General features: G+C 32.9%; 10 protein-coding genes. 2 read left to right on the top strand and 8 right to left on the bottom strand.

Annotation, left to right across the window (positions count from 1 at the left end):
• Nucleotides 1–79 precede the first annotated feature (79 nt).
• Nucleotides 80–1,150, top strand: coding sequence for a glycosyltransferase (locus ACM55F_RS01160; RefSeq protein WP_416851851.1), 1,071 nt, complete (start codon nucleotides 80–82; stop codon nucleotides 1,148–1,150).
• A 162-nt stretch (nucleotides 1,151–1,312) separates the two neighbouring features.
• On the opposite strand, the gene phoU is transcribed toward ACM55F_RS01160, so the two are convergent.
• The 8 genes from phoU to ACM55F_RS01120 all read right to left on the bottom strand — a co-directional run bounded on the left by phoU (nucleotide 1,313) and on the right by ACM55F_RS01120 (nucleotide 9,429).
• Nucleotides 1,313–1,990 carry a phosphate signaling complex protein PhoU gene (phoU, locus tag ACM55F_RS01155; protein WP_416851850.1) on the bottom strand — a complete coding sequence of 226 codons (678 nt, stop codon included), beginning with the start codon at nucleotides 1,988–1,990 and terminating at the stop codon, nucleotides 1,313–1,315.
• Nucleotides 1,991–2,068: 78 nt separating this feature from the next.
• Complete coding sequence (gene pstB, locus ACM55F_RS01150) at nucleotides 2,069–2,827, bottom strand: phosphate ABC transporter ATP-binding protein PstB (RefSeq protein ID WP_416851849.1); 759 nt, start codon at nucleotides 2,825–2,827, stop codon at nucleotides 2,069–2,071.
• A gap of 44 nt (nucleotides 2,828–2,871) precedes the next feature.
• Nucleotides 2,872–3,816 carry a phosphate ABC transporter permease PstA gene (pstA, locus tag ACM55F_RS01145; protein ID WP_416851848.1) on the bottom strand — a complete coding sequence of 315 codons (945 nt, stop codon included), beginning with the start codon at nucleotides 3,814–3,816 and terminating at the stop codon, nucleotides 2,872–2,874.
• 2 nt (nucleotides 3,817–3,818) lie between these two features.
• A complete protein-coding gene (pstC, locus tag ACM55F_RS01140; RefSeq protein ID WP_416851847.1) occupies nucleotides 3,819–5,072 on the bottom strand; it encodes a phosphate ABC transporter permease subunit PstC in 1,254 nt (417 codons plus the stop codon).
• A gap of 79 nt (nucleotides 5,073–5,151) precedes the next feature.
• Nucleotides 5,152–5,985, bottom strand: a complete 834-nt coding sequence (locus tag ACM55F_RS01135; protein WP_416851846.1) for a phosphate ABC transporter substrate-binding protein — start codon at nucleotides 5,983–5,985, stop codon at nucleotides 5,152–5,154.
• A 145-nt stretch (nucleotides 5,986–6,130) separates the two neighbouring features.
• Complete coding sequence (locus ACM55F_RS01130; RefSeq protein ID WP_416851845.1) at nucleotides 6,131–7,423, bottom strand: porin; 1,293 nt, start codon at nucleotides 7,421–7,423, stop codon at nucleotides 6,131–6,133.
• Between the two features lie 176 nt (nucleotides 7,424–7,599).
• A complete protein-coding gene (locus tag ACM55F_RS01125; protein ID WP_416851844.1) occupies nucleotides 7,600–8,688 on the bottom strand; it encodes a sensor histidine kinase in 1,089 nt (362 codons plus the stop codon).
• Between the two features lie 57 nt (nucleotides 8,689–8,745).
• Nucleotides 8,746–9,429, bottom strand: a complete 684-nt coding sequence (locus tag ACM55F_RS01120) for a response regulator transcription factor (protein ID WP_416851843.1) — start codon at nucleotides 9,427–9,429, stop codon at nucleotides 8,746–8,748.
• 226 nt (nucleotides 9,430–9,655) lie between these two features.
• Between ACM55F_RS01120 and ACM55F_RS01115 the strand changes: the two genes are divergently transcribed.
• The gene (locus ACM55F_RS01115; RefSeq protein WP_416851842.1) at nucleotides 9,656–12,436 is read left to right on the top strand and encodes a TonB-dependent receptor; all 2,781 of its coding nucleotides are present in this window, start codon (nucleotides 9,656–9,658) and stop codon (nucleotides 12,434–12,436) included.
• The last annotated feature ends 20 nt before the right edge of the window (nucleotides 12,437–12,456 follow it).

Below are 12,456 nucleotides of genomic sequence, written 5' to 3'. Positions count from 1 at the left end.
TTGGTAATGCCTTAGAAATATGAAAAACCACTTCATTGAGTAACTTTCAAATTTAAATAACGAATATATACATCGCCAAATGGATTTGAATACTAACAATAAGACTATTTTAATTGCTCCTTTGAATTGGGGTCTGGGACACGCTACTCGCTGCATTCCGATTATTAAGGCTTTGCAAGAGAATAATTATATCCCAATAATCGCCTCCGATGGTATTGCACTGGAATTATTGCGAAAAGAATTTCCATATCTAAAAGCATTGGAATTACCCTCATACGAAATAGAATATTCTAAAAATGGTAAAAATTTTAAATGGAAATTATTACAAAATTGTCCGAAAATGATTGAAGCCATTTGGGCTGAAAAAAAATTAGTAAAGAAATGGATAAAGAAATATTCCATTGACGGCGTACTATCTGATAATAGACTTGGCGTATTTAGTAAAAAAGTGCCTTCTGTATTTATGACGCATCAATTGAACGTGATGACGGGAAATACCACTTGGATTACCAGTATGCTCCATCAACATATTATAAAAAAATATGCTGAATGCTGGATACCGGATTTAGAAGGAACTCCAAATTTGACCGGTAAATTAGGACATCTAAAAAAAGCTGATTTTCTAACAAAATACATTGGACCATTAAGCCGATTACACAAACGCGAGACTCCAAAACGATATGATTTGATGGTCATTTTATCTGGCCCGGAACCGCAACGAGGCTTGCTGGAAGATAAATTAAAAACCGAAATATTGAAATATAATGGTACGGTTGTATTCATAAAAGGTATTATAGAAAAAGACCAAATAAAGGAACAAATCGATAATGTTACCTATTATAATTTTATGAATACGCGCCAACTTGAACAAACTTTTAATGAAAGTGATACTGTTTTATGCAGGTCTGGGTATACTACCATTATGGACTTGGCAAAACTTAACAAGAAGGCTTTTTTCATTCCTACTCCCGGTCAATATGAACAGGAATATCTGGCAAAAAAATTAAAAAAAGAAGGATTGGTCCCTTATGCGGAGCAAAACGATTTTAGAATAGAAAACCTCGAAGAAATTGACTTATACAAAGGTCTGCCACAATTAGATACAGCAATGGATTGGAAAACATTGTTTCAAATTTTTGAAAAGAATTAATAATTTTTTTACGATGTACTTTGTAAAATACAATGAATTCAAATGACTGTTTTACAATTCTTTTACAATTAAAAAGCACACTAATTACTATACTTTCAAAGTATCTAATTAGTGTGCTTTTATATAAAATCTACAAATTAATTGCAGATTAATAGTATTAAATTAATTATCTTGTTTCTTATCACCAAATTTTTCGTGTTTGATTATTTTAGCATTAATCATAAAGTAAACATACTCTGCAATATTGGTACAATGCTCAGAAACACGCTCTAAATGTTTTAAAACAATCACAAGATTTGTTCCTGAAACTACGGTTTTAGAATTTGACTTCATTTCATTGATGATATTATGTATTGCATCATCGCATTCATTTTTTATAGTATTATTCAAAATAAAGATCTCACCAATGGTACTTTCATTCCGAGTTAAGAAACATTCATTCGTTTTTATGGTAATAACCTCAACTTGTCTGGCTATATCCGTAATATTAAACTTAACAATTAAGTCATGTTTATCTTTAATATTCTTAGCCTTTTTTATGATGCTTATCGCCAAATCCCCAATTCTTTCTATCTCATTGCTAATTTGCATGGCTGACATAATAAAACGCAAATCAGAAGCGACTGGCTGTTGCAAAGCAAAAATACTTTGACAAATCTCATCGATTTTCACATCTAATTTATCTATCTTATTTTCTGTTTTCTTTACTTCTTTTCCTTCAGCAACAGGTTCTGACAGCAAAGCGTTTACAGATTCGCTCACTTGAATTTCTGCAAGTTTACCTATTTTTACAATTACATTTTTTAGTTTTTCTAATTCTATTTCAAAGTGTGATGCCATGTTTTTTTATTTAAAAATTCAAAAGATTAAAAAATCAAAATACGCTTTTTAAAAAGTCTATTTCTATTTATACACCTTTTATCCAAATCTTCCTGTGATATAATCTTCAGTCTGCTTTTGTTCTGGTTTGGTAAATATAGCATTAGTTTTACCCATTTCAATCAATTCACCCATATAAAAGAACCCAGTATAATCACTGGTTCTTGCTGCTTGTTGCATATTATGGGTAACAATTATTATTGTGTACTGTTCTTTCAACTCATGAACTAATTCCTCAATTTTTGAAGTAGAAATAGGATCCAATGCACTTGCAGGTTCATCCATAAGAATAATGTCCGGGCTAACCGCTAAAGTTCGGGCAATACACAAACGCTGTTGCTGTCCACCTGAAAGACCCAGTGCCGAATCATCCAAACGATCTTTCAATTCATCCCAAATCGCGGCCTGACGCAATGAAGTTTCAACGATTTCGTTTAACTGTGTTTTATCCTTAATCCCATTTATTTTAGGACCGTACGCAATGTTTTCATAAATAGATTTTGGAAAAGGGTTTGACTTTTGAAAAACCATTCCAATTTTTTTTCTAATATTTACAACATCTACATTTTTGTTATAAATATCAATTCCTTCAACCAGCATTTCACCCGTAATTTTCACACTCGGAATAAGATCATTCATTCTATTGATACATCTTAAAAAAGTAGATTTACCGCAACCAGAAGGTCCTATTAATGCCGTCACTTTATTCGCCGGAATTTGCATTGAAATTTCCTTTAAGGCCTTTTTCTCGCCATAATACAACGACAAATCCTTAACCTCTATTTTTATATCTCTCATGTTTTTTTTATTAAATCTAAAATAATTAGCTGCTGTCTTTGAAATTATTTTGCTCTTCTCCTAATTCTTGATCTGATAATTACTGCCACCAGATTTAATGACAAAGTAAGAATTAACAGTACTAATGTGGTTGCGAACTGAATAGGCATTGTTTTCTCTACATCCGAAGATTGTGTAGACATAATATAAACATGGTATCCCAGATTCATGAATTGATCACTCAAAGACTCCGGCAAAGTGGCTAGATAATAGGCTGCTCCGGTAAATAAAATAGGCGCTACCTCTCCAGCACCTCTACTCACAGCAAGAATGGTTCCTGTCATAATTCCAGAAATAGAACCTGGAAAAACTACTTTTTTAATGGTTTGCCATTTTGTGGCTCCCAAAGCCAAACTGGCCTCCCTTAGTTCTCGGGGGATCGTTTTTAACGCCTCTTCCACAGAAACGATAATCACTGGAAGTGTAAGCAATGCCATAGTCAAACTTGCCCAAAGAATATTAGGTTGTCCCCAATGCAATTCACCATCATTGAAAGCAGAATCCATTCCTGTTCCAACAAATTGGATAAAAAATCCAAGTCCGAAAAGACCAAAAATAATAGAAGGCACTACTGCCAATGTTCTAATTGAAAATCGTACTGCTGCAGCAAATTTTGAATTTTCCTTGGCATATTCCGTTAAATAAATGGCTGTAATAGTCCCAAAAGGAACTGCCGCTATTGACATGACGATAACTAATATAAAAGTTCCTATCAAAGCAGGGAAAATACCTCCTTTGGTCATTCCGTCGGTTGGAAAAGAACTTATAAATTCCCATGAAAATTTTTCACGTCCTTGGTATATAATAATTCCTAGAATTATAAACAAAATAGCAATAATCAAAAGAACAGCAATTTGTGTTAATCCAACAATTGCATTTTCTTTTATATTTTCACTCTTTTTTTTAGTTTTACAAAACGGGTTTTCTGATACACTGATTGCTTTTTCCATGTTTATTTACCTTGGAATTTTTTAATTAATTTTCCTTTGACATAAAATTCTGCCACTGCATTTAATATAAACGAGAAAATGAAAAGCAAAGACCCAATAAAAAACAACACGCTGTAATGGGTTTCCCCAAAAACAGTCTCCGCCATTTCTGACCCAATCGTTGCTGCAAAAGTTCGCACACTTTCAAAAGGATTTGCTGACAAAAGTGCTGCATTCCCTGTTGCCATTAATGCAATCATTGTTTCGCCAAAAACTCTACCTATACCTAACAATATAGCAGCAAAAATACCTGGAGTTGCGGCGGGAAGAATTACAAAAAATGCAGTTTGTGCCTTACTTGCTCCCAGCGCTAAACTGGCCTCAGTAAATGTTTTAGGGACTGCTGACAAGGCATCTTCTGAAATGGTATAAATAATTGGAATAGCTGCTAATGCCATAGCAACACCTCCAATAAAAGCATTCAATCGAGAATCATACCCAAAAATATCCTGAAAAAAAGTAGCTAAAACCATCATGGCAAAAAATCCAATTACCACTGATGGAAATGCCGCTAACATTTCGATAATAGGTTTTATGATTTCCTTTCTTCTGTTTGAAGCAAAACAAGAAGTGTAAACCGCTGCTAATATTGCCAAAGGACCTGCAATCAACATGGCAATTATAGTAACTTTTAAAGTTCCAATAAGTAATGCTATCAAACCAAAACGTGGATTATCCGAAACTGGAACCCATTCTGTAGAAAAAAAAGTACTCCAAGTTCTATCTGCTCCTTCTTTATTTTCTGTAACTTTTTCGTCAACAACAACTTTCTGATCCGTTGCTGTTTCTGAATTCAAATCTTCGGTTACTGTACCGTAGGTTTCCGGCTCTAGATTTTCTGATTCTGAACTTTGTGTTTCCTCTGTTACCGGATTTAAATCTTCAGTAGGCGCTCCATAGGTTTCAGGCTCTAACTCTTCTGCAGGTGCTCCGTATGTCTCTGGCTGAATTTCTTTGGTTGTAGTTTCCGCTCCGCCATAGCTTTCTACTTTTACATCTGAAGTTGTTTGTATTTCGGTCTTCACTTTGTCTTTTTTACCAAAACTAAATAATGGCAGTGATTCTTTGAAAACAAAAATAAATATCAAAAAGATAATAGCTATCGACAAGAAAGCTACTAAAGAAATGACTTTCTCAGCTAGGAACTCTGAAAACCTGAATTGTTTTTTTAAACTCTCTTTGGTGAAAGTTTGTTTACTTGGAAGTGGAGAATTCATTTAATTAATTTAAGAATTCATAAATTTTTTAAAAAAAATATCCCTCCATAATTAAAGAGAGGGATATTTTTATGCTTTTTTATTTTACAGGAAAATAACCTACTTCTGTAATCATTTTTTGTCCTTCTGGTCCCAAAACCCAGTCAATAAAAGCTTTAGTCTCACCTGTTGGCTTAGATTTCAAATACATATACAAGTATCTTGAAATAGGATATGTTTTATTTTTTATAGTCGCTGCAGTTGGTAAAACACCTTTACTTTTAGCGTCTTTCTTCACTTTACAATCTTTCACACCTTCAGCATAAGCCGCCCCACCATAACCAATACTATATTTATCTTTTTTCACTGCATTTACAATAGCAGCTGTTCCTGGCAACGTTTGACACGTTGGAGAAAAATCCCCTTTCACGACATGCTCTTTAAAGAATTCAAAAGTACCTGAACTACTTTCTCTACCGTACAATTGAATTTTCGCATCAGCTCCACCGACTTGCTTCCAGTTGGTTATTTTTCCAGAGAAAATAGCACCTAACTGTTGGATTGTCAATTCAGAAACTGTATTTCCTTTGTTCAAGAAAACAGACAAACCATCTTTTGCACAAGCAATTTCAACACCACTTTTTTTGTATTTCGTTTTTATTTTTTCTAATTCAGACGGCTTTATAGGACGGCTTGAATTTGCTATATCAGTAGAACCATTAATTAATGCTGCAAGACCAACTCCTGATCCGCCACCAGTCACCTGAATAGTTGTTTCCGGGTGTTTTTTCATATATGCTTCAGCCCATTGCTGTGACAAAATCACCATCGTGTCTGAACCTTTAATTGTTATTTTACTCAAAGAAGTAAATGAATACCCCATAGCCATTACGACTAATAAAATTGCTGCTATTTTTAATTTAGTTTTATTCATTTTAAAGTTTATTTAAATTTTCGACAAAAATAAAGCTCTTACATTAAATCTATGTTAAGCCAGTATTATTCAATCTTTATTATTTGGGTAATTTTTACAATAATTTTACAATAAAAAAACCTCCAGTAACAGTTTTTATTTAAAATTAAAAGTTGAACTGCGCTTGTAATCTCAATAAATTTCCTCGTTGTCTATTATTTGGAAGCGCGCTATCTTCAAACGTTCTATCAGCAATTACCCATTCTGCCACTAATTCAAATGCTTTAATAGGCTGCCATTCTATTCCTAATTCGTAATCTCTCACCACATAACTTCTGGCATCTTTCTCAAATTTCTTTCCACCATCATAATATTGGAATTTGGCAAAAGGATAAATATATTGATGCTTCGGTAAATCCCATTTGTAATTTAAAGTCACATAACCTCCTTCTAAATCAGAAGATTCTACCGTATTAGTCAGTTTATCATAGCGAGGTCCTTTTCCTATATTATATTCCGCTTGAACTCCAAATGGTTTAGGGTAAAGTATAAAAGAAGCTGCAAGCCTTTGATCTAATGTATATAGTTTATCTGCCGTAGTCACTCCTGTGGAAAGTTCATTAGTAAATGCCCATTTTCCAGTATAGGCCTGTAAACCTGGCTCTATAATTTGACCTCCAACCTCAAAAGGATAACTTATTCTTGTTACTACATGTAAGTTTCTATTTGCTTCAGACTTGTTGGCCGTTTGTCCATTATAAGCACCAAACGCAAATACTCCATAATCTCCAGAACCTTTGTATCCATCTTTTACCAGCATTGCAAAACGATCTCTGATTTTACTTGGAGCCCAGTAAAAAAACACTCCTAAATCTCTTTCGTTTGCCACAGCACTATTCATGGCATCATTACGATCTAATGTTAAACGGTTTTGACTGGATTGTAAATTTTCAAATCCAAAAGGCACTTTACTTTGTCCAATTCTCAAACGAAATTCTTTCTTGGCATCAAATGATAAATCAAAATATGCATCTCTGATTTGAGCAAAATTATTCACACCAGATGTCGGAGAACTTGCAAAGTCAGGTTGAATATAAAAATATACATTAGGGTGAATTTGTCCTGAAAATACGATACGGGCTCGTCTTATAAAAAGACCATTATTCGATTTTGCATCGATTGCTGTTGAAGTTGTACCCCAAGATTTGTCACATTGATCGCATGAAACTTTATCGTTAGAAGAAAGCAGCCCATTATATCTTACCTGCACGTAACCTCTGATACCTATATTATCATACCAATGTTCTTTCTTAACCTTCGTTTTTTCTTCTGCTACTTTTACTTTATTTATAGAGTCCAAAACACGAACCACTTCTTTTGCGATTTCGTCTTTCTTCACCTCCTGTGCATTAGCCATACATGATAGAACAACCAAACCTGCAAATAAAATTTTTTTCATCTTTATTATATGATTAATTTTTTTGCAAAGGTCATGGAGTAATGTTAAGCTAATGTTAACACAATGTTATGTTGACGATAAGTTATCGTTTCGTAAAGGTTTCGAATCCAGTTTTATAGGATTTTTTTTAAAATTTTTAAACTTATTATTTATTTAAGTTATTGATATTAAGTAATTTATTTTATTTTTTGTTCCAATTCTGGTTTTTTAAATCTGGCCTTCTCAATTGTAAAGGAAAATTCAGATCCAATACCAAACTCGCTCTCCACATATATTTTTTCTTTATGTGCTTCTATAATATGTTTTACAATTGCCAATCCTAAACCTGATCCTCCTTCTGAACGGGAACCACTTTTATTCACTCTATAAAAACGTTCAAAAAGCCTTGGAATATTTTGTTTTTCTATTCCTTCACCATTGTCTGTTATTCGGACTAAAACCTTTTTCTTTGTCAAATTGACGATAGCAACTTCTGTAAGTCCGCCTTCTTTACCGTATTTAATGGAGTTTACAATTAAGTTCTCAACAACTTGTTGTATCTTGTCTTTGTCTCCATGCACCAGAATAGGCTGTATCCGATCATTTTCAAAAGCCAATGTTATTTTCTTTTTATCCGCTTTCATTTCCAATAAATCGAAAACGTTTTGTATTAGTTCCACAATGTCAAAATCAGAAATCTCCAGATTCAAATCTCCAGATTCTAATTTTGTGATCATATCTAAATCTTCGACAATGTAGATTAATCGTTCCACTCCTTTCTCGGCACGTTTTAAATACTTTTTCCGAACTGCTTTATCATCCATCGCGCCATCTATAAGTGTAGATAAATAACCTTGAACTGTAAACAAAGGTGTTTTAAGTTCGTGGGAAACATTACCGAGAAATTCTCTTCGATATTCTTCTCGTACCTGCAACATTTCTATTTCCAATTTTTTATCTGTGGCGAATTTCTTAACTTCTCGGGTCAGCGTTTCCATATCAGTAGTAATGGGCTGATTTATAAACGAACTGCTTTCCAGTAAGGAGACATCATCGTATATTTTTTTGACACGTCTGTAAATAAAACGTTCGACGCGATATTGTAAAACCACAAAAGAGAACAAATAAATGATGACAAGAGAAACGATTGCAAACAACAGTAAATTATTGACTTTGAACCCAAAGAATAACAACACCATTAATACGACAAATCCAGTAGCAAAAAGGCTAATGAACAAAGCAGATTTTATGGCAAATTTATAGGTTTTCTTAAAATTTATTTTCATCACATTTATGCCTCACTTTTAAAGCAATTTGTTATTCTTATAAAAAAGCATATCTAATTACACTTCAAATTTATAACCTACTCCTTTAATCGTTTTGAAAAAATCTTCTCCAATTTTTTCACGTAATTTCCTAATATGAACATCTATGGTTCTTCCGCCAACTACCACTTCATTTCCCCAAACCTTATCCAGAATCTCATCACGTTTGAATACCTTTCCTGGTTTTGAAGCTAACAAGTAAAATAATTCAAACTCTTTTCGAGGCAAAGCTATTTCAACATCGTCTTTTCTTATTTTATACTCTTCTCGATTGATCTCAATTCCTCCTACATTAAGTGTTTCACTATTTTGTTCTTGCTCTTTCAAGCGACGCAATAATGCTTTCACTTTACTAACCAATAATTTTGGTTTAATTGGTTTTGTAATATAATCATCTGCGCCAGCATCAAAACCGGCCACTTGTGAATAATCTTCACTTCTTGCTGTCAAGAAAGTAATGATCACATTATTCAATTCTGGGATTTTTCTAATATTTTCACAAGCTTCCATACCATCCATCTCCGGCATCATTACATCCATGATAATAAGGTCAGGCAATTCCTTTTTCGCTTTTGCTATTGCTTCTTTTCCGTTTGCGGCTGTAAATATCTGATATCCCTCCTGAGTAAGGTTATACCCTACAATTTCTAAAATATCCGGTTCGTCATCTACTAGTAAAATCTTTGTGTTTCTTTTTTTCATAAATAGAAAAATTATATTAATCTGATTGAATTAACACCTGATAATATTCAGTGATTTTCAATTCCGATTGTAAATATAGCAATAAAAGAATTGTTTAAAAATCACATTTACCGTAATTTAATATGTTAACGATTTATTAATGCTTACGAAACCAAATGGTAATAATCAAGTAACTTTTACTTTACAAATCAAGCATTACTTTGCATAAAAATTAAACACAAAAAAAATGAAATTTAGAATATTGTTTATAGCGTTATTAATAACAGCTATTTCTTTTTCACAGAATAAAGGTACGGTTTCAGGAATCCTAACTGATAAAGATGCTAGCAACCAATCATTGCCATTTGCAAACGTACTTATAAAAGGAACCACTATAGGAACCAATACTGACATTGATGGCAAATACGCCATTGCTATTGCGCCTGGAAATTATACTGTCCAATTCAGTTTTGTAGGTTATGAATCAGTAGAAATTCCTGTAACCATAATCGCAAATGAAACTGTAAATCTAAATCAAGCAATTGGTTCAGGAAGTTACAAACTGGAAGATGTTGTTATAAAAAATACGGCAAGTAGAGAAAAAGAAACAGCCTTATTGCTAGATCAAAAACAAGCCGTGGTTATCAAACAAAGTATTGGCGCCCAAGAAATGGCTCGTAAAGGAGTTAGCGACGTTGAAGAAGGTTTGACAAAAATAACTGGGATCACTAAAGTTGACGGCAGAGGATTATTCATTAGAGGATTAGAGGACCGATACAATAATCTATTGATAAATGATTTACAATCCCCATCAAACAGCCCTTTCAAAAAAATCATTCCTTTGGATTTATTCCCAACGGATGTAGTAGGAGTTTTGAATATTTACAAAACTTTCAACCCTAATATTTCAGGAGATTTCGCTGGAGCAACGGTTAATATTGAAACACCTCAGCCAAAAAATATTACCAAATTAAATATTGGTTTTGGATACACTACAAACAATAATCTGGAGAAATTTTTACTGTCAAATGATGCTAATTCCACAAACGGAACTTTAGGACTTATAGGCAAGGATAGAGAACTTTCAAGCGTTTTTGGATCTGTTCCAGGCGGAAAAAAACTTTCTCCATCAGAATATGAAAATGCATACGGTAAAAATTCTTGGGATGTTGACGAGACAAAAAGCCCTCTGAATTCTAGTATTGGATTTTTACATGCTCAAAAATTTAATTTGGAGAATGAAAGAAACATCAGCTACATCATGTCTTTCAATTTTGATAACAAATACTCTTTTAGAGAAGGTGTTGACAGAACTTTTAATCTTGGACAAGGAAATTACGACAACAATCTTTACACTACACAATACAGTTATCAAACCACCTTTTCTGGATTAGCAGGCTTGAAATATAAAACAAACCGATTGAATGTAAACTTAAATACTTTTTTAATTAAAGCGACTGAAAGTAAAATTCAAGATCAATTAGGATATACTAATAGCTTAGCAAATCAAACTAATAATCTTATCAGATTAAACCAATATGAAGAATCAAACTATTGGAACACCCAATTATTTGGCGACTATAAATTGACTGAAGATGGAAAACATACAGTTAAAGCCGGAGGTTCTTACGTAAAAACATCTTTTCAACAACCAGACAGAAAATTCATCACAGGTATTAAAGTAAATGACGATGAAATAAACATGTCCTATGGTGGTAATAATTTGAATCGTCAGTATCTTGACGTAAAAGGAAACTTTTATTATTCTTCATTTTTAGAATATAATTTGAAATTTGGAAACAAAGAAGAATCAAATAAATTATCAATAGGATACAACAGTTTTCTTAATGATATGCAATCCAGCTACCGTTTCTTTTCCGGAAGAAAAAATATTGAGAAAAACTATACTGCTAACTTAAACACTATAAGCGAAAACATCAATAACGATGTCAATAACGGAATTGTTTATGTACAAGAAGAATCAAATGGAGATTACAAAGTAAAATTAAATCAGTTTGTAAATGCCGGATATTTCAATTTATTCTTGAATCTTGGAGAAAATTGGGATTTGAATGCAGGAATTAGAGCAGAGAGTTCTATTCGTGAAATAAAATACAGAGAACAAGGAGATCCTTTTGGAAGTGCTTACCGCAAAAAATCTGACGATAAACTTGATATCTTACCGTCTATAAATGCTAAACGTATTTTAAACGACTATAGCAATTTGAGACTTTCATTAGCAAAAACAATAACTCGTCCTGTTGCTATGGAATTATTACCAATAAATTACATCAACGCAGATGGAACTTCAGAAAGTGGAAATCCAAATTTAAAAGACAGTGAAAACTACAATGTAGATTTCAAATATGAATTGTTCCCAAACAACAAAGAATTATTTGCTGTAGGATTATTTGGAAAAATGATTAACAATCCTATCGAAAGAGTATTCAAACCAACTGCAAATAGTGGTGGACAAATCACAACCTTTAGAAACTCAGAACAAGCAGTTATTTTTGGAGCAGAAATCGAGATGCTACTTCAATTGAGCAGAATTAGCGAATCACTTTCTAACTTTTCTCTAGGTTTCAATACGTCATTAATGAGCACTGATGTAAAAGTGGATCCTACTAAACAAGGAAACGAATTAGAAAACAGTACAAATCGTAAATTACAAGGTGCTTCAAGCTGGTTAATAAATTCAGATTTGAAATATGATTTCATACTAAACAAAGATTGGAAAAACTCCATGACATTAGTTTATAACGTTTATGGAGATCGAATTTTCGCGGTAGGTTCATCTGGAATTGATCACATTTATGAAAAATCTTTTAGCAAATTAGATTTTGTTTGGTCTAATTCCATTTCAAAAAATATTGAACTTAAATTTGGTGTAGATAATATATTAAATCCAAGTTATAAAAAAGAACTGGGTAGCAAAAGCACGCTGAATATTTCAGAAGATTCTTTAATTGTAAGAGAATACAAAAAGGGTGTCGGGTTCTCCTTTAATATAGGATACACATTTTAAAAATGATAAGAAAAGAGCTG

The sequence above is a fragment of the Flavobacterium melibiosi genome, assembly GCF_048158545.1.
Taxonomy (GTDB): Bacteria; Bacteroidota; Bacteroidia; order Flavobacteriales; family Flavobacteriaceae; genus Flavobacterium; species Flavobacterium melibiosi.
Note: the sequence above shows the minus strand (reverse complement) of the source record. Positions and strands in the feature narration are given on the sequence as shown.